This is a genomic window from Termitidicoccus mucosus, assembly GCF_038725785.1.
Classification (GTDB): domain Bacteria; phylum Verrucomicrobiota; class Verrucomicrobiia; order Opitutales; family Opitutaceae; genus Termitidicoccus; species Termitidicoccus mucosus.
Window position 1 is genome coordinate 807,902 of record NZ_CP109796.1, and the last position, 19,242, is coordinate 827,143.

Here is a 19,242-nt window from a genome sequence, read left to right on the forward strand (position 1 = left end):
AAACCGCTACTCGCCATCCAGCGTTTTGATGAGTTTGCCATCGGGGAGACTCCAGAGTTTTATATTTCCGTCGCCGTCGCCCGTCAGCAGCAGTTTGTTGTCGGGCGAAAAGGTTGAAGCCCACACTTCGCCGATGGCGTCGGGCCGCACCGCGAGTCGACCTTCCGGCAGATGCCACAGGGCCGGTGGTTTCCACTCGGGATATTTTTTCATTTCCGACCCTTCCGGGCGTTCGTCGCTGGCTGCGAACAACCATTTTCCATTGGGGCTGACTGAGAATTCCCGTCGCTTTCCCGTCCTATATTTGTCCAGTGCGTTGGCGGGCACGCCGTCGGGCAAGCTCCAGAGTCTTACGGTATTCTCGCAGCCCGACACCAGCAGCTTTCCGTCCGCGCTGCACGCCAGATAATCCACCGACGCCAGTTTGCCGCGGCGCTCCAACTCCAGCGTCTTGACGGTCGCGCACTCTGGCAGGCTCCAGAGTTTGATAAATCCATCGTCGCCTCCCGATGCCAGCAAACGCCCGTCGGGAGTGATGGAGAGGGCGCTCACGCGGTCGCCGTGCGTTTGCCGCATCGGCATCCGATGCCCGTGCGGCAGGCTCCAGAACTGGATGTTCCCGCGATGATCGCCGGTGACGAAATAGCGTTCATCGGGGCTGAAAACGGCGGAGTCCACGGTGTCGGGCAGCGTGCCCGGCTCGCTTTCAAAGGGCGCGCTCATGACAAGTTTTCCGTCCGGCAGGTGTCGGAGTTTGATTTTATGGTTGTCGTCGGCGGTGAGCAGCCATTTCCCGCCGGGACTAAGGGCGAGGCAATGCTCGCCGCGCAGTGTTTTCATATGCGCGCCTTCGGGCAGGCGCCACAATTTCGTTTCCGCCGCGACAGCGGACGACACCAGCAGTTTCCCGTCGTTGCTGATAAACAACGCATCAACGAGAATCGTGTGCGCGGGGAGTGTGCCGATGCCGGCGGATTCCTTCAGCCAGTGTTTCAACTCCCCCGCCCCAAGCTCCCTGTAAATATGAACCGCGTTGCTCCAGATGTTTTTCTTTTTAATATCAATGCCGGCATCGGCGCAAAGGCGCATCGCGGCGGCGGCCTCGGGTTCTTGAATCATCCTCCGCTCGGAGATTGGAGAAAAGCGACTGTCGCCAATCCTGGTTGTCCTCACTATGAGTTTGCCGAGGTCCTCGTAGTCGGCGTCGTCGGTGAGTATCCAGACGGCGGCTTGTTTGACTGCGAAAGCGGTGTTTTTCCCTTTTAAAAACGCCATGAGTTTTGCCAGCTCGTCCCCGTTCGGCAGGCTGCCGATGGTGAAGTGGTCGCTGCCGCCGGGGATATCCTTCGGCCTGTTGGCGCAGGCGACGGGAATGGCGTTCGCCCCTGTCTTCGTTTGCGACTCCGCCAGCGTGATGCGAACATCCTCGGTCGAGACCATGTTTTGCGCATTCGGATTGTCGCATACAAAATACGTCCCGGCGGGGATGAGGATTTCCAGCGAAGACGGGACGATTTTTTGCAAGTGAACATATATCCTCTGAATGTCGCTGCCGCCTATCTCGGCCAGAAGCTTTCCGTTTTTTATCAAATCAGCGATGGTTTGCGGCGTTGTCCCCGGCGTTGCGCCGGACAGTTTTTCAGACGCGGCATTGCGCACGCGCTCGTCCGCGGTGTCCTTTGCAATTTTTGCGAGCAACGTGCGGTCGGCCACGCGCCACAAGGCCCACAGCCGGGCGTTGGTGCTAGCGTTCTCGTCACCAGCGATTTCGGCCAGCATTTGCGGATCGGCGATTTTTTTGACAGCCGCCAGCGCGATGCCCTCGTCCTTGCCGCGCCTCGCGAGGCCAAACAGCGCCTGCGGGTCGGTCAGCCTGTTGGCCGCCTCCATGCGCACATGCTCGAAGTCATCCCCTCCGGCTATCTCGGCCAGCAATTTCTGGTCGGTCAATTTCTTCACGATTTCATCGTTGGCCTGGTTGTTTTTTAAAAGACGGACGAGCGCCTCCTGGTCGGTGATTTTTTCCAACACGACGGGAAAGGCAAAAGTCGGATGGGCGCTCATCGCAATGTCGGCGAGCGCGGCCTGATCGCTGATGCGCTCCAGCGTCGCCTCTAAAATCCGCTGGTCGTCTTTCCGCGACTCGAAGGTTATTTCGCCGGCGACGTTTTTGGCGATGTCGGCAAGCGCGCGCTGGTCGGTGAGCCGTTCCAGCGCCTTGAGACGAAGCGGCTCAAGGACGCTTCGCTCCTCGGCGTCCTTGCCTCCGGCCTTGGCAATCGCCGCCAAAATCCGCTGGTCGTCCAATCGCAAACCCGCCTCGGCACGGACGAGTTTGTCGGCCTTTTCGTTTTGCGCGAGACTGGCAAGCAAGGCTTGGTCGGTCACCCTGCGCGCAGCCGCCACGCGCACGAACTGCTCGCGCTCGTTGACTGCGATGTCGGCGAGCGCCGGGTCGGCCAGATTTTCGATGGCTCTTTTGCGGATGAGGCCATCCGCTCCATTCCGCGCTATGTCCGCCAGCAAAGCCTGGTCGCCCAGCGTGATTGCCGCCGTGACACGCACATTCAAGGAACGCGCCTCTCGGGCGAGCGACGCCAGCAATTGCGGGTCGGTGATCTTTTCCATTCGCGCGGCGGTGACAATCGAGTCACTCCGATGCTCGATGTCCTTGATGACATCGGCCAGCAGCCGCTCGTCGGTCAATTTGTCCAGCGCCGCGCCCTGCGTGTTCGCATCGGCGGCGTTCGCGGCCACGTCGGCGAGCAACGTCTGCTCGTTTGCCGCCGCCAGTGCGCGCACGGAGGCCAGGCGTTTTTGTTCGGAGTAATCCCCGCTCCCGTTCTTTGCGATGCGGGCGTGGTCCTCGGGTGTCTTGGAACAGCCGGGCAGCAGAAACGCCGCGAGCAGGGCGACAAGGAGCGGGGTTATCGGAAAATAGCGTGCGGGAGGCATGGAAAAGATTGGATTGGGGTGAAAATTGGGTTGGCGGGAATGCTGACACTGGTCACTCGGAGAACTTATAATAAACAACATTTTTACATAATTCATCAGGATTTGGAAAAATCTTCAAGCCAGCTCTTCAATGTCCCTCCGGAAGTCCTGCGAAGATTTTCACGCGGTCGTTCCAGATGTTTTTCTTTTTAATATCAATCCCGGCTTCCACGCACAGTTGCATCGCCTCGGCGGCCTCGATCTCGGTTATGGTCCTGAGAACGCGGCCGTCGCGGGATGTTTGCAGGGAGCCCAGGTCGTCGTAGCCCGCATTGTCGGTCACAATCCAGATGGCGGCCTGCTTGGTCGCGTAGGGAGCATCTTTTCCTTTCAAAACCGTCATGAGGCATTTCAGCTCCGCGTCGTCCGGCAGGCTGCCGATGGAAAAGACATCGGTCGCTTCGGGGATTTTTTTCGGCCGGCTCGCGCAGGCGACGGGGATGCGCGGATTCCAATAGTCGGCTTCCTCCAATACGACAGGCACATCTTCCGTCGAGACCATGTCTTGCGCCTCCGGGTTGTCACAGACAAAATAAGTCCCGGCGGGGATGAGGACTTCCAGCGGCCATGGCGTCATTTTTTTGAGGCTTATATATAAATGCTGAATATCACCGCCCCCTATGCGGGCCAGCACCTTTCCCTCCCTTATCAAATCCGCCAGATCCGCGCGCGCGGCGTTTTTTTGCGCCCCGGCCAGCCTGGCGGACGCGGCATTGCGGACGCGTTCCTCGGTGTCGCGCCTGGCGATCCCGTCCAGCAACTCCCTGTCGGCCAGCCGCCAGGCCGCCCACAGGCGGGCCTCGGCGCTGTTCCCGGGGCGGACGAGCGCGGCCAGCACCTGCGGGTCGTGCAGTTTCTTCAAGGCCGCCCATGCGATGTCCTTGTTTTTGTCATGCATCGCCATGCCGGCGAGAATCGCCTGGTCGGTTATTTTCTCCAGCGCGGCTGTTCGAATAGCATTATCAATATAGCGGGTATCATAATCGGCCTTCATGCTTTCCCCGGCGCCTGCGATGCCGGCCGGCACTCGCGGGTCATGCCGTTTTTTCAAGGCCGCCATGGGCGCATCCCCGCTTTTGTTATTCCAGACGATCTTCGTGGACAATCCCTGATCGCCTGGTTTTTCCAACGCGGCCGGCCGCATGGGCTCGTTTTTGGGATTTTTTGCGACATAAGCCGGCGCGGGGCGGTCGGGGAGTCTTCCGGGGGCTTCACGGCGGTCATCCGCGTCTTTGTTGTCCCGCGCACTTTTCTCCGGTTCCGCCTGGTCATCCAGCGCACGCGCCACAGCGAGCCGGGCGGGCTCCGACACGACGGCCTCCCGCGCGGACAAGGCGGGCAATTGAGAAGCGGCGGTCGGCGTGCCCGCCGCCTCACGGCGGGTGCCGGCGCTGGCGGCCACATCGGCGGGCGGCGCCTGATCGTCCAGCAGCGGCACGGTCATCATTGCTTTCGCGTAATCCCCGCCGGTCATGGCGATTTGGGCGTGCCTTTCCGGGATTCTGACGCATTCCGGCAAAAAACACGCCGCGAGCAAGGCGGCGAGCAGGGGAATGATCGAAAGGAACCGCGGCGGGTGCATGGGGAGAACTCATTCGGGTTGAAGCTGGCCTATAATTTTGCCATCAGATCCCCGTTTTCGCAAGTTACCTTAATTTAATATGATCGGGTGTCTTATCCGCGGAACCGTTTTCCCTGACCAAATCGGCGGCGGAGGAACGCCCTGCCGCCACCTTCCCATTCTATAAATCGCTGTTTTCCCCGATGCGTTTCGATAGCGATGTCAAAGGCACTGGCATCACTTTCCGCACCTCGGTTCAACGGTTGACCTGAATTTTGAATGCGCCCGCCGCCCCAACCCGCCTACGCTGCAAAGGTCGTCGGCCTGCTTTCAACCGCAACAGCCAGCCCACCTCTCCCGAGTCCATCCCATTCACCCGTCATGATCGCCACCTCCGTCCTTCTGGCTTCAACCCTCACGCTTGCCGGTCCCGCCGGCGGCAACCGCGCCGTCTTGTCCTTCGACCCCGGCGGCACCGCGTCGGCCTACCGGTTCGAAGCCGGCCAGCGCCCGGTCACGCGCGACGCGTCCATGGGCATCACGGTGGACGGCATCCACTTCGGCCCGGGCGCGGAGGTTGTCTCGCAAAAAACATCGCGGCGCGTGGAAACGTTTCCCGTGCGCGGCAACCGCAGCGGGGCGGTGTCCATCGCGTTCAACGAACTCGCCGTGACGCTGCGCGATCCGAAAAGCAAACGCGAATGGCGGATCGAGGCGCGCATGTCGGACGACACGTTTGCATGGCGCTATGTCGTGCCGCCCGCGCCCGCATCCAATGGCGCCGGCATCGCGCAACGTGTCACCGCCGAGGCGTCGGAATTCCGCCCGGTGGATGGCTGCGCGGTCTGGCTCTCGGAGCGCCCCAACGCCTGGAAACTGAAAAGCTACGCGGGCTACTGGATGCGCACGGAATGGGCCAATCTTCCCGAGGTCTCGCGCGCCGGGCCGGTGCAGTGTCCGCCGCTGGTCGTGGAGCTGCCGGACGCCGGCGGCTGGCTGGTCTTCACCGAGGCGGGTCTGCGCGACTACAGCGGCATGCGCCTGCTCGCGACAAAGGACGGCGCGGCGCGCGCGGATTTCACCGAGGGTGAAAAAGGATTTTCCGTCGTGGGCGAGGTGGTGTCCCCGTGGCGGGTGGTGCGTTTTGCGAAAACCCTCGACGCGCTGGTCGGCACCACCGACGTGCTGGAGGCGCTCAGCCCGGCGGCGGACGCGGCGCTGTTTGCCGACAGTTCGTGGATAAAGGCCGGGCGCGTGACGTGGTTCTGGTGGAGCCAGCACCGCTGCGGCACGCCGGACGAAGAGGCTCAGGTGGTGCGCCGGGCGGCGGAACTGGGCTTCGAGTATTCGCTCGTGGATGAAGGCTGGCTGAAATGGGACGACCCGTGGGCGCGCGTGCGCGAACTGGTGAAATTCGGACGCGAACGGAACGTGGGCGTCCTGCTCTGGCGGCACATGCAGGACGTGATAAATCCGGAAAATGGATACGCGGACCTGCGCGCCTACCTCGACCAACTCGCCTCGGCGGGCGCGGCCGGGACGAAAATCGATTTTTTCAACGCGGAGTCGAAGGACATGGTCGACCTGCAAACCGCCATCATGCGCGAGGCGGCGAAGCGAAAGCTGCTCGTGTTTTTCCACGGCTGCCAGAAGCCGACCGGCGAGACGCGCACCTGGCCCAACCAGCTGACGCGCGAGGCGATTCGCGGGCTGGAATTGAACGGGATGAAGGAAGGGCCGATCACGGCGGAGCATAATTGCGCCCTGCCCTTCACGCGGCTCGTGGTCGGCCCGGGCGATTACACGCCGCTCGGCTTTTCCTATCCGGGCGCGACCACCTGGGCGCACCAGCTCGCCACGACGGCGGCGTTCCTGTCGCCGTTGCAGGTGATCGCGGAGTTTCCCGAAATGCTGTTCACCGACGCGCGCTGCGCCCCCGCGCTGGACCTGCTCAAGGCGCTGCCGGCCGAATGGGACGAGACCCGCGTGCTCGCGCCGTCCGCCATCGGCGAGTGCGCCGTGCTGGCCCGGCGGCGCGCAGGCGAGTGGTGGGTGGCGGTGCTCAACGCGGAACCGCGCGACATCGCCGCGCTCGACCTCGGTTTTCTGGGCGGCGGCGTGTTTGACGCCGTCGTGGTGGGAAACAATGCAAACGCAAGCGCGGGCATGGATGAAAAAGCGCCGCTGCGCCGCGAGGAATTGAAGCGCGTCACGCGGGACAGCGTGATCGCGCTGAAACTGCAACGCGGCGACGGGGCGCTGTTGAGGTTCGTGCCGGCGAAATGAAAACGGGAAACCAATGGCTCCGCGCTTTTGGTGGAGGGCCGAGCTCCCGCGAGGCCGTCGTGGTTGAACGCAGCATTTTCCGGCGACGGCCTCGCGGGAGCTCGGCCCTCCATAAGTCCAGGCGCACACAGGAATGTCCGTGCAACTTTTCCAGCCTCCTCGCCGTGTTCGCGACCGTCCTCACGTTGACGGTCCCGGTGGTGCGCGCGGCGGAGATCGCCGCGGCGGATTTCGGCGTGCGGCCGGGGACGAAGGAGGATTGCACGCAAGCGGCGCGGGCGGCATTGCGCGCGCTCATGGCCGCGCCGGACGGCGGCACGCTGGTGTTCGCGCCGGGCGAATATCATTTTTATCCGGAGCACGCGCGCCCGCTCGTGCGCTACGTCTCGAACCACGACAACAGTCGCGCGCCGCGGCGTTTTGTCTTTGACCTGAGCGGCGCGAAAGCCGTCACCATCGACGGACGCGGCGCGCGTTTCGTGATGCACGGAAACGTGACGCCGTTCTTGATCGAGGAATCCGAAACCGTGCGCGTGCGCGACATCGTCATCGACTGGTCGCCGCCGTTGCTCTACGAAGGCGAAGTGCTGGCGGCGGACGCGCGCGGCTTCGAGGTGCGCGTGCCCGCGGACGAACCGTTCGAGGTGGATGCCGGGGCGTTCGTGATTCGCGCCGACGGCGAGCGGCTGCCGATGGACTCGTGGTGCGAGTTCGCCGCGGACGGAAGCGGCCAGGCGGCGGGCTCCGGCGACACCTATGGGTTTCGTTATCACGCGACGCAAACGGGAGCGCGCACGGTGCGCTTCGACGTGACCGGCGGCGGCGCGCTGCGGCGGCCCCCGGCGGTGGGCAATATCGTTTTCCTGCGCTGCAACCTGCGCGCCGCGCCCGCGTTTTTTCTGGAAAAATCAAAAAACGTTTCGCTGGAAGCCATCACCGTGCATCACGCGCCGGGCATGGGATTGCTGGCGCAGCGCTGCGAGGACGTGACGCTGCGGCGCTTCTCCGTCGTGCCGAGCGAAAAGGCGGGCCGCCAGGTCTCGACCAACTACGACGCCACGCACTTCGTCGGCTGCCGCGGGCGCGTGCTCATCGAGGACGGCGAGTTTCGCAACATGCTCGACGACGCCATGAACGTCCACGGCGTTTACCTGCAAGTCCTGCGCCGCATGGATGACCGCCGCCTGCTGGCGCGGATGGCGCATTTCCAGGCGCAAGGATTCACCGTCGTCGAGCCGGGCGACCGCGTGCGGCTGGTGAGCCAGGGCACGCTCATGCCCGCCGCCGAGGCCGTCGTCACGCGCGTGGAACGGCGCGGCCCCGACGGGCTGCTGCTCGCATTCGACGGGCCGCTCGCGGAAAAAGCGGAGCCGCTCGACGCGCTCGAAAACATCTCGTGGACCGCCGATGTGGTCTTCCGCCGCAACCGCGTCTCGGGCAACCGCGCGCGCAGCATCCTCGTGAGCACGCAGGGGCGGGTCGTGATCGAGGACAACGTCTTCAACGCCACCGGCTCGGCCATCCGCGTGTCGGGCGATGCGCGCAGTTGGTTTGAGTCCGGCCCGGTGGCCGACGTGCTCATCAAGGGCAACACGTTCCTCAACCCGATGCGCTGCGCCTACGGGCAGGCCGCCATCGACCTCGACCCGGAAGTCGAGACGCCGCCCGGCGCGGGATTTTATCATCGCAACATCCGCATCCTCGAAAACCGCTTCCGTCTCTGCGACACCGGCGTGCTGCTCGCGCGTTCCGTGCACGGGCTGGAGTTTTCGGACAACGTCATCGACTACGCCGACGACTTCCCTGCGCTCAACCGGCAGGCGACGGCGTTCGAGCTGGTCCACTGTCGTGACGCTCGGCTGGAGCGCAACCGCATCAGCGGGCGCGCCGGCGCGGCCGTGCTCACCGCCGACCCCGCCAGCGCGGCGGCCACGCATGTCGCGCCGGGACAAGCCATCGTCGTGCGCGCGGAACCCGCGAGCCCATGACGCTCTCTCCGAAAAACATCCGGTCTATCCGCCCGATTTGTCGTGTCATGCCATTTATGAACAAGCTTGTCCCATTGGGTAGGGCGAGGCGTCCCGCCGAGCCGCAAGCCGCCAACGGCTCGGCGGGACGCCTCGCCCTACCCAATGGCAGCTGTGGCGCCATTTTTATTCGTAAATGACGTCAGTCCCATCACTCCCATCGCACTCCCGTCCGCCCGCCGTTTTTATACTCATGCACTCATTCATCATGACTGCCTCCCGCCTCCCTCGATTCATCAGCGCCGCGTTCGCGCTCCTTTTGTGCGGAGCCATGCTTCGCGCCGCCGCGCTGCCGCCGGAGTTTTCCGCGCGCGACGGCCTGCCCAATGCCCGCGCCAAGGCACTCGCCGGCGGCCAGGTGCGCGTGGCGTTTCTCGGCGGCAGCATCACCGCCGCCAACGGCTGGCGCGTGCACACGCTGGAAATTTTGCGCGGTGTTTTTCCCAAGGCTGCTTTCACCGAAATCTATGCCGCCGTTTCCGGCACGGGCTCGAACTACGGCGCGGCGCGGCTCCAGCGCGATGTCCTCCGGCACAAACCCGACCTGCTCTTCGTCGAATTTGCCGTGAACGACAGCGGCCAGCGGACCGACGCCATCGCCGCGCAAATGGAAGGCATCGTCCGCCAGACTTGGGCGGCCTCGCCGGGCACCGACATCTGCTTCGTTTACACCCTCACGATAAACATGCTCGAACGCATCAAGGCCGGCGAATATCCGCCCTCCGCCGCCGCCATGGAAAAAGTCGCCGCGCATTACTGCATCCCGTCCGTGCAGTTCGGCGTCGAGGTGGCGCGGCGCGACGAGGCAGGCACGCTCGTTTTTCACGCCCCCTCGTCCGTGAAAGCCGACGCCGCGGGCAACGACGCGCAAGGCCGCCTCATTTTCACGCGCGACAAAACCCACCCGACCGACGCGGGCCACCGCATTTACGCGGCCACGCTCAAACGCACGCTTCCGCCAATTCTGGAAACCGGCCGGCCCGGCCCGCATGCCATCGCCGCTCCGCTCACGGCGGACAATTGGCAGCGCGCTCAACTCGTCACCATCCCGGACTCCGCCGCCACGGCGCAGGCCGCTTCCGCATGGCGCAAACTCGCCCCCCGCGACACCGTCGCCGCGCAAGCCGGGAGCATGGCGCCGCCCATCTGGGTCGCGTTCACTCCGGGCGCCACCGCGGAATTCCGTTTCAAAGGCACGCGCATCGGGCTCATCGGCCTGAAAGGCGCCGACAACGGGAAATTCCGCTGTTTCATCGACGGCCAGCCTGTCGCCACGGACACGCTCTTCGACTCGTTTTCCACCCCGGGCCGCCATCCGCTGAAACCGTGGTTTTTCCAGAACATGCTCTCCGATTCCGAGCACACCGTGCGCATCGAGCTTCTGGCCGAAAAAATCAACAAGGCCGCCATCATGAAAAAGGCCGGAGTCAACGTCGCCGACCCGACGCCCGACGCCGTCACCAGCGCCGGTGCCGGGACCTCCGCCTACGACGGCCACGTGCTCTACCTGTGCGGCTTCCTGATCGTGGGCGAGCCAGTCGCCGCCCCCGTGCTCACCGCGCCGGCTCCTTGATGCACACGGGATATTCCCCGGCCCGGCGCCCCGCCTGCGCGTCAATCGGCGGTCAATCGCGTGACAGTTGCGAAAATTCGGCGGCGAACGGCTTGCGCGGACCGCGGCGCAAGGCATGCTCGTCCGCGGGGAGCGCATCCGCGCTCCCCGTTTGTTCCCGATGAAACATCACCCGCATTTCCCGCGTTCCGGCCTCGTCGCCCGGCTCGCGCTCGCCGTCATCCTCGGATTCTCCGCCGCGTGGCTCGCTGCCGCCGGGACAACTGTCAAGGTCACCGTGCTTTCCACCACCGATTTGCACGGCCGCGTGTATCCCGTCGATTACTACACCGGCAAGGCCGCCGAGGTCGGCCTTGCCAAGATCGCCACGCTCGTCCAGCGCGAGCGCAAGGACGACCCGGACCTGCTGCTCATCGACTGCGGCGACACCATCCAAGGCACGCCCATGGTCTATTATCATAACCGCAGGCACAACGAGCCGACCGATCCGATGATGCTCGCGATGAACTCGCTCCGCTACGACGCGATGGTCCCGGGCAACCACGAATACAACTTCGGCCTGGCCGTGCTCCAAAAGGCGCGCTCCGAGGCCTCGTTTCCCTGGCTCTCCGCCAACACCATCGCCAAGTCCACCGGCAAGCCCGCCTACGACCCCTATCTCGTGAAGGAAGTCCGCGGCGTGCGCATCGGCATTCTCGGCCTGACCACGCCCGGCATCCCGCGCTGGGAGGACCCGGAGCACTACGCGGGACTCGAATTCCTCGAAACCGTCGGCGTCGCGGAAAAATACGTGCGCATCCTCCGCGAGCAGGAACACGTGGATGCGGTTGTCGTCGCCATGCACATGGGCATCGACGGCGATCCCGCGCTCGTCGAGCCCGCGAGCCCCCTGCGTCCCGCCGCCGAAAACGCCGCGCTCGCCATCGCGCGCCAAGTGCCGGGCATCGACCTGATTCTCATGGCGCACACGCACCGCACCGTGTCCGCGCTCTCCGCCAACGGGGTGCTCCTGACCCAGGCCGGATACTGGGGCAACCATCTGGTGAAGGCGGAGTTGTTCTTTGCGCAGGAGGAATCCGGCGGATGGAAACTCCAGGCCAAGTCCGCCCGCGCCCAACCTGTCCACGCCGGCATCCCCGCCGACGAGGCCATCCTCGCGCTCATCCGCCCTTATCACGACGAGGCCCAGGCCTGGCTTGACACCAAGATCGGCGTCAGCGCGCGTGCCCTCGATGCGCGGGAAGGCTCGCTGCGCGACACCGCGCTCATCGACCTCATCCAGCGCGTGCAACTCGAAACCGGCCAGGCCGACGTGTCGCTCGCCGCCAACTACAACCGCAGCGCCTTCATTCCCGAGGGCGACGTGACGGTGCGCGACATCGCCGCGATCTACGTCTATGAAAACACGCTCTACGTCGTCGAAATCACGGGCGCGCAACTGAAAGCCGCGCTCGAGCATGCCGCCGGATTCTTTCTCCCCTACGAACCCGGCAGGACGCCCGCCCAACTCATGAACCCGGAAATCCCCGCCTACAATTTCGACATGGCCGCGGGCGTCTCCTACGAGATCGACCTCCGCCGCGCGCCCGGCGACCGCATCCGGAACCTTGTTTTCAAAGGCGAGCCGCTCGCGCCCGGCCGCAAGCTCCGTCTCGCGATCAACAACTATCGCTACAACGGCGGCGGCGGCTACACCATGCTCAAGGGCGCGCCGGTGTTGATGCGTTCCGGCGCCGAGATCCGCGACCTCATCATCGACTGGGTGACCAAAAACAAAACCATCCCCGCCGAGCCGGATAACAACTGGCGCATCGTGCATTGACTCGCCCGCCCCGCCTTGCCGCCGGACGCCGGACAAGCCCTCCGCCGTCCGGCGCCGGCGCGCCATGGCGCGCCGATATTGGAAACTCCAAATCCATCAGAATGTTGCCATGAAAGGCCGGCGTTCGTCGCATCCGCGCGGCGTAACTTTCCCCAAAATTTCCGGTCACCTTATTTTCCCGCATTGCGTCTTAACTCGCACTGTCAGGGACGCGGGCTTGTAAAACAGTCTCGCGTCCCAATTTATTTCCATTCAACTCAACACCTTTCCCCTCTCCCGATCACTCCATGGCAAAATCCAGCAAGTCCGGCGGCACCATCATCACCATCATCCTGCTCGCGGCCATCGCAGGCGGCGCATATTGGTATTGGAAGCGCAGCAACGAAAAGCCGCCCGAAATCATCACCACCATCGTCACTCGCGGCGACGTGATCCAGAGCATCACCGCCACCGGCATTCTCGAGGCGCCGACCAGCGTCGATGTGAGCTCGCAAATCTCGGGCAAGATCCTCGAGGTGCTGGTCGATTTCAATTCGCCCGTGAAGGAAGGCGATGTCCTGGCCCGCATCGACCCCGCCACCTACGAGTCGAAACACACGCAGGCCGAGGCGCAGCTCGCCAACACCCAGGCCAATTACACCCTCACGAGCCTCAACACCGAGCGCACCCGCGAGCTCTTCAAAAAATCCCTCGTTTCGCAACAGGACCTCGACCAGGCCGAGGCGCTCCTCAAGCAGGCCGACGCGCAGCTCGCCATCCAGCGGGCCAACGTCAGCACCGCGAAAGTTGACCTCGAACGCTGCACCATCACCGCGCCCATCACCGGCATCGTCCTCGACCGCCAGACCGAGCCCGGCAAAACTGTCGCCGCCAGCCTCAACGCCCCCACCCTCTTCACCCTCATCACCGACCTCATTAAAATGCAGATCAGCGCCGATGTCTCAGAGGCCGACATCGGGGCCATCGCCGAGGGGCAGGACGTCACGTTTACCGTGGACGCGTATCCCGAACGCCAGTTTCGCGGCAGAGTCTCCCAAATCCGCAACCTCCCCAAAACCGCGCAGTCCGTCGTCGTCTATTCCACCATCATCGAGGTGGACAACCGCGACCTGCGCCTCAAACCCGGCATGACGGCAAACGTCTCCATCATCACCGCGCGCCGCGACAATGTCCTCAAAATCGCCAACGCCGCCCTCCGCGCCCGCATCCCCGAATCCCTCCTCGACGGCGCACCCGGCGGCGGTTCCGCCTCCGAGCCCATCCTCGCCAGCCGCGAGCAAATCCAGTCGCTCATGCAGGAAGCCGGCGTCACCTTCACCCGGGGCCAGCCGATCGTCGCGGAAGATTTGGAAAAACTCAGGAAACTCGCCTCCGAACGCGGACTCGCCCTGCCCGAAAACTTCGGTTCCGGTCGTTTTCGCCGCCGCGACGGTGAAGCCTCATCCGGCGGCACCTCCGCGCGTCCGACTCCGCGCACCGTCTACATGCTCGCCAGCCCGCTGCCGAACCTGAAGATCACCTCCCGCGAAGCCCGTTTCGGCATCAGCGACGGCACCACGACCGAGGTCGTCAGCGGCCTGGAGGAAAACGACATCGTGGTGACCAACGCCTATCTTGCCGACGGCACCACCACCACCGCGGCCGCCACCAGCAGCCCCTTCCAGCAACAACGCATCCGCCGGTAACTCCCATGCGCCCAGTCGTCAAACTCGAGGACATCCAGAAAACCTACAGCAACGGTGAAATCGAGGTCCGCGCCGTGCGCGGAGTGACGCTCGATATCTATCCCGGCGAATTCGTCGCGCTCATGGGGGCGAGCGGCTCCGGCAAGTCCACGCTCATGAACACGCTCGGCTGCCTCGACCGCCCGTCCGGAGGCAATTATTATCTCGATGGCGTGAACGTCTCCGAACTCGGCCGCAACGAGCGCGCCGACATCCGCAACCAGAAGCTCGGCTTCGTTTTTCAGGGCTTCAATCTCCTCTCGCGCACCACCGCGCTCGAAAACGTCGAACTGCCCATGCTCTACGGGTATGAGCGCGTCTCCGGCGCCGAGATGCGCAGCCGCGCGATGGATGCCCTCGAAATCGTCGGCCTCGCGAAGCGCTTCGACCATTATCCGAGCCAGCTTTCCGGCGGACAGCAGCAACGCGTCGCCATCGCCCGCGCCCTCGTCAACCGCCCGCAGGTCCTGCTCGCCGACGAACCCACCGGCAACCTCGACACCAAGACCTCCGTGGAGGTCATGGGCGTCTTCCAGAAACTCAACGACCAGGGCATCACCATCCTCATGGTCACGCACGAGCTCGACATCGCCCACTACTGCAAACGCAACCTCATCCTCCGGGACGGCCGGCTCGTAAGCGACATCCTTGTCCAGAACCGACTCAGCGCCGCCGAGGAAATGCGCAAACTCACCCAGGCCGAGGCCGAGGCCAAACTGCACGACGGCGACGGAGCGAAGTAACAAATGCCAAGAGCGAAGTAACAAGTATCAAGTGACAAGTGACAAGAATCACACCATGTCCTCTTCCCCGTCCCGCCCTCTCCCGCCTCCTCGTCACGCCGCCCAAGTATCCGACATCTTGATACCTGTCACTTGATACTTGTCACTTCCCTCCCCATGCGCCTCCTCTCCACCATCATCATCGCCCTCCGCGCCCTGCGCCGAAACAAGATGCGCTCCACGCTCACCGCGCTCGGCATGATCATCGGCGTCGGCGCGGTCATCACCACCGTCAGCCTCGGCAGCGGCGCCAAGGCGACCGTCGAGGCGCAGATCGCCAGCCTCGGCCAGAACCTCATCACCGTCTTCCCCGGCAACTTCACCACCGGCGGCGTGCGCGGCGGCTGGGGCTCCGCCAGTTCGCTCACCGTCGAGGACGCAGAGTCCATCAAACTCGAGGTGCCCGGCGTGATCGGCGCCAGCCCCACCACGCGCGATTACACGCAGCTCATCGCGGGCGGACTCAACTGGCGCTCGCTCATCCAGGGCGAATCGGCCGACTTTCCTTCCATCCGCGCCTGGCCTCTCGCCTACGGGGATTTTTATACTGATCAGGACGTGCGCACCACCGCCAAGGTATGCGTCATCGGCAACACCGTAGCCGAGCAGCTTTACCCCGGCATCGACCCGATCGGCCAGACGCTCCGCGTGCGCAACATCCCCCTGCGCATCGTCGGCGTGCTCAGCGCCAAGGGCTTCAACGCCGGCGGGCAGGACCAGGACGACATCGTTATCATCCCCTACACCACCGCGATGAAACGCGTCACCAAGCGCGACCGCATCAGCGCCATCACCGTCCAGGCGCAGAACGAAAACGTGATGAAGCGGGTGCAGAACGACATCAACGACCTGCTCCAGCAACGCCGCAAGGGCCGCGAGCCCGACTACACCGTCGTCAACCAGATCGAGATCGCCGAGGCGGCCAACAAATCCTCCGAGACCATGCGCATGCTCATCCTTGCCGTGGCGGTGGTGTCGCTGGTCGTCGGCGGCATCGGCATCATGAACATCATGCTCGTGAGCGTGACGGAGCGCACCCGCGAGATCGGCATCCGCATGGCGGTCGGCGCGCACGGCAAGGACATCCTGCTCCAGTTTCTCACCGAGGCCGTCGTGCTCAGCGTGCTGGGCGGCACGCTCGGCATCCTGCTCGGCTTCGCCGCCTCGCAGACCATTGCTGTCTGGAAACACTGGCCCGTGCTCGTCTCCACGCCCGCGGTCGTGGTGTCTTTCGCGTTCAGCGCGCTGATCGGCATCTTCTTCGGCTTCTATCCCGCCCGCAAAGCCGCCCAGCTCGACCCCATCGACGCGCTGCGCTACGAGTGAGCGATTGTCCAGTCCCAAAGACTATTTTCCAGAAACCGTCAGCAAATTCGCGCGGCAGCGCGCCGTAGCGCAGGCATCCCTGCCTGCCGTCGAAAAAGAAGGCGCGAAGCGCCGCTGACTCTCGCCCCCTTAAGGCCGCATCCCGGTGCCTGGCGCGCCGGTGGTCCTGCGCGTCAGATCGTAGAGCGCGTAGCCGGCAAAGAGATTGGGCCGGCAGCCGCACGACGTTTTCCAGTCGCCGCGCAGCATCACGCGGCGAACCACGCGAATGCGTTTGCTGGCGCAAAAATGCTCGAAATCGGCCACGCTCACCGGATTCGCCGGACGGCTCTCATGCCACTCGGTGGTGAAGACGGCGTTGCGCAGCTTGCGTCCGCGCCAGAGCATGCCGAGCCGGTTTTTCCAATACCCGTAATTGATGAACCCCACCGTCACCGCGCCGCCCACGCGCAACGCCTCGTCGATCACGGCCGCCGGATTGTCCACCTCCTCCAGCGTGCGGGAACAGATCACGCGGTCGAAATGCCGGTCGGGAAACGCGCGCATGAACGCCATCATGTCACCCTGGTAGGCCGTAATGCCGCGCCGGATACACGCGGCGATCTTCTCCACGTCGAGGTCCACCCCGACCGCGAACACCTCCTTCGACTGCACGAGCGATTCGAGCAGCACGCCGCGGCCGCAGCCCAGGTCGAGCACGCGCGAGCGCGGCTCCACCCAGTCGGCGATGACCTGCATGTCCACGGAACGTTTGGCGGCGGTTTTCTGCATCGACGGATAGCAGATACCGCCCTGCCCTTCTCATCCAGCCAGAAGTTCAGTGTCATTGGCCTGCAATAAGTACCGGGTTTCCAAGGAAACCTGCGGAGGGCGCGCGAAGGACAGGAAATCCGTATTTATACACTTGCGGCACGAAACGATTGCCTCTTACTCGACAGGCTGTTCGCGGAGGCTGTCAGGCGGCCTCTGCATCGCCCCTGCAAACTCTACCGACCATGCCCACCATTCTGGCAAGCATTACGACCCTTGAGCTTAAATTCGTCGATTATCTCATTATCGGCATTTATTTCGCCTTCGTGCTCGGCATCGGCTGGGTGCTGCGGCGGCAGATGACCGGCACCAAGGACTACCTCGAATCCGGCCGCTCGCTGCCCGCGTGGATCTGCGCGCTGGGCTTCATCGGCGCCAATCTGGGCGCGCAGGAGGTCATGGGCATGGCCGCCTCGGGCGCCAAGTACGGCATCATGACCAGCCATTTTTATTGGATCGGCGCGATTCCCGCGATGATCTTCGTGGCCATCTTCATGATGCCGTTTTATTACGGTTCCAAGGCGCGCTCAGTGCCCGAATACCTGAAGCTGCGCTTCGACGAGAAGACGCGCGGGTTCAACGCCCTCACCTTCGCCGGCATGACCGTGATGTCCTCGGGCATCTCGATGTATGCGCTGGCCAAGCTCCTCAACCTCATCCTCGGCTGGAACTTCCACGGCTGCATCATCGTCTCCGGGCTGATCGTGCTCGCCTACATTCTCATGGGCGGCCTCACCTCCGCCATCTACAACGAGGTGCTCCAGTTTTTCCTCATCGTGTTCGGCTTCCTGCCGCTTGTGCTGCTCGGCCTCAAAAACGTCGGCGGCTGGGAGGGACTGAAAACGAAGCTCATGCCCGTGGCGGAAAACGCCGGCTTCGCCAGCGATGCGTGGACGCACTCGTGGAGCTTCACCGGCTCGCCGGCGACCAATCCGATGGGCGTGGAGTGGTTCGGCTTGGCGATGGGATTGGGCTTCGTGCTTTCGTTCGGCTACTGGTGCACGGACTTTCTTGTCATCCAGCGCGCCATGGCCGCGAAGGACATGGGCGCGGCGCGACGCACCCCCATTCTCGCGGCGATTCCCAAGATGCTTTTCCCCGCGCTGGTGATCGCGCCGGGCATGATCGCCATCGCGATGCACAGCATGGCCGACAGCAGCTTCCACCTGCCCGCCAAGGGCGACAGCCTCGACTATGACCTGGTCGTGCCGACGATGCTCTCGTATTATTTTCCCACCGGCATGCTCGGCATCGGCCTGACCGCGCTGATGGCCTCGTTCATGAGCGGCATGGCGGGCAACGTGACCGCCTTCAATACCGTCTTCACCTACGACATTTACCAGAGCTATATCAAGAAGGACGGTTCCGACCGGCACTACCTCAACGTCGGTCGCTGGACGACCGTTTTCGGCATCCTCTTCAGCATGGGCGCGGCGTATTTCGCGGCGGCCTTCAACAATATCATGGACGTGCTGCAACTGGTGTTCGCCTTTGTGAACGCGCCGCTCTTCGCCACGTTCCTGCTCGGCATGTTCTGGCGCCGCACGACCGGCCACGCGGCGTTTTCCGGGCTCGTGCTCGGCACGGTCGCCGCCGCCATCCATCACGGTCTCTCGCTGCCGGAAAAAGCCGTGGCCGGAATCAAGGGGGGCTGGCTCTCGATCCAGCACGTTTACCCGAGCGAAATGGCGCAGAACTTCTGGACCGCGATCTGGGCATGGAGCACTTGCTTCGTAATCACCATCCTCGTCTCGCTCGCGACCAAACGCACCAAGACCGATGACGAACTGCGCGGTCTGGTCTATTCGCTCACGGAAAAGATCAAGGAACACGACACGGCCTGGTGGAAACGCCCGGCGGTGTTCGGCACCGTGGTGCTCCTGTGCGCCGTCGTGCTCAACATCCTCTTCTTCTAACCCTCAACCTTGCGCAAAACCATGCAACTCGACGTCCGCCTCCCGATGGGTCTTCTCTTTCTGATTCTGGGAGTGATCCTGCTCATCTACGGGTTCGTTTCCGACCCTGCAATCTACTCCGCGCACCATAATTACGGGCTGAATATCAACATCGCCTCGGGCGTTGTTTTCGGCGTGTTCGGCCTGGCGATGCTGTTTCTGGCAAAACGCGGAAAAAACAAATCGTAGCAGACAGAATGAACGACCGCCGCGTGCCGACGGTCGTCCCATTATTATCGTGTTGGGTATTTTGGCTTTTGGCCTGCCAGCCCATGAGGCATCCCACGGCATGGCAATGCCCATTCACAGGCGCGGCTCGACGCAAGGTCGAGCCCTACGGGCACTGTCGCACCAGCGGCATTCCGCGGCGGCGTTGGCACCG

At 63.7% G+C, this 19,242-nt stretch carries 12 protein-coding genes; 9 read left to right on the forward strand and 3 right to left on the reverse strand.

What is annotated here, in order from left to right; translation table 11 throughout:
• Nucleotides 1-6: 6 nt before the first annotated feature.
• Together OH491_RS02825 and OH491_RS02830 are read right to left on the reverse strand one after the other, a co-directional pair.
• Nucleotides 7-2,955, reverse strand: a complete 2,949-nt coding sequence (locus tag OH491_RS02825; RefSeq protein WP_068769419.1) for a WD40 repeat domain-containing protein — start codon at nucleotides 2,953-2,955, stop codon at nucleotides 7-9.
• A gap of 127 nt (nucleotides 2,956-3,082) precedes the next feature.
• On the reverse strand, nucleotides 3,083-4,576 hold the full coding sequence (locus OH491_RS02830; RefSeq protein ID WP_068769418.1) for a hypothetical protein: 1,494 nt from the start codon (nucleotides 4,574-4,576) through the stop codon (nucleotides 3,083-3,085).
• Nucleotides 4,577-4,936: 360 nt separating this feature from the next.
• On the opposite strand from OH491_RS02830, the gene OH491_RS02835 reads away from it, so the two are divergent.
• From OH491_RS02835 to OH491_RS02865, 7 genes are all read left to right on the forward strand, one after another.
• Complete coding sequence (locus tag OH491_RS02835; RefSeq protein ID WP_068769417.1) at nucleotides 4,937-6,841, forward strand: glycoside hydrolase family 97 protein; 1,905 nt, start codon at nucleotides 4,937-4,939, stop codon at nucleotides 6,839-6,841.
• Between the two features lie 164 nt (nucleotides 6,842-7,005).
• Nucleotides 7,006-8,829 (forward strand): right-handed parallel beta-helix repeat-containing protein, encoded by a 1,824-nt coding sequence (locus OH491_RS02840; RefSeq protein WP_342750850.1) that lies wholly within the window; start codon nucleotides 7,006-7,008, stop codon nucleotides 8,827-8,829.
• Nucleotides 8,830-9,076: 247 nt separating this feature from the next.
• Nucleotides 9,077-10,441, forward strand: a complete 1,365-nt coding sequence (locus tag OH491_RS02845) for a GDSL-type esterase/lipase family protein (protein WP_334319157.1) — start codon at nucleotides 9,077-9,079, stop codon at nucleotides 10,439-10,441.
• Between the two features lie 160 nt (nucleotides 10,442-10,601).
• Nucleotides 10,602-12,263 (forward strand): bifunctional UDP-sugar hydrolase/5'-nucleotidase, encoded by a 1,662-nt coding sequence (locus OH491_RS02850; RefSeq protein ID WP_334319156.1) that lies wholly within the window; start codon nucleotides 10,602-10,604, stop codon nucleotides 12,261-12,263.
• Nucleotides 12,264-12,550: 287 nt separating this feature from the next.
• Nucleotides 12,551-13,948: an efflux RND transporter periplasmic adaptor subunit gene (locus OH491_RS02855; RefSeq protein WP_068769414.1), complete on the forward strand. Its 1,398-nt coding sequence runs from the start codon at nucleotides 12,551-12,553 to the stop codon at nucleotides 13,946-13,948.
• Between the two features lie 5 nt (nucleotides 13,949-13,953).
• Nucleotides 13,954-14,730, forward strand: a complete 777-nt coding sequence (locus tag OH491_RS02860) for an ABC transporter ATP-binding protein (RefSeq protein WP_068769413.1) — start codon at nucleotides 13,954-13,956, stop codon at nucleotides 14,728-14,730.
• Between the two features lie 156 nt (nucleotides 14,731-14,886).
• The gene (locus OH491_RS02865) at nucleotides 14,887-16,095 is read left to right on the forward strand and encodes an ABC transporter permease (RefSeq protein ID WP_068769412.1); all 1,209 of its coding nucleotides are present in this window, start codon (nucleotides 14,887-14,889) and stop codon (nucleotides 16,093-16,095) included.
• Between the two features lie 129 nt (nucleotides 16,096-16,224).
• Here the strand turns inward: OH491_RS02865 and OH491_RS02870 are convergent, their stop codons facing one another.
• Nucleotides 16,225-16,866: a methionine biosynthesis protein MetW gene (locus tag OH491_RS02870; RefSeq protein ID WP_068769411.1), complete on the reverse strand. Its 642-nt coding sequence runs from the start codon at nucleotides 16,864-16,866 to the stop codon at nucleotides 16,225-16,227.
• 224 nt (nucleotides 16,867-17,090) lie between these two features.
• Here OH491_RS02870 and OH491_RS02875 point away from each other — a divergent pair, with 224 nt between their 5' ends.
• Together OH491_RS02875 and OH491_RS02880 are read left to right on the forward strand one after the other, a co-directional pair.
• Nucleotides 17,091-18,821 (forward strand): sodium:solute symporter family protein, encoded by a 1,731-nt coding sequence (locus OH491_RS02875; protein WP_084441960.1) that lies wholly within the window; start codon nucleotides 17,091-17,093, stop codon nucleotides 18,819-18,821.
• Between the two features lie 21 nt (nucleotides 18,822-18,842).
• Complete coding sequence (locus tag OH491_RS02880) at nucleotides 18,843-19,049, forward strand: hypothetical protein (RefSeq protein ID WP_068769837.1); 207 nt, start codon at nucleotides 18,843-18,845, stop codon at nucleotides 19,047-19,049.
• Nucleotides 19,050-19,242 lie beyond the last annotated feature (193 nt).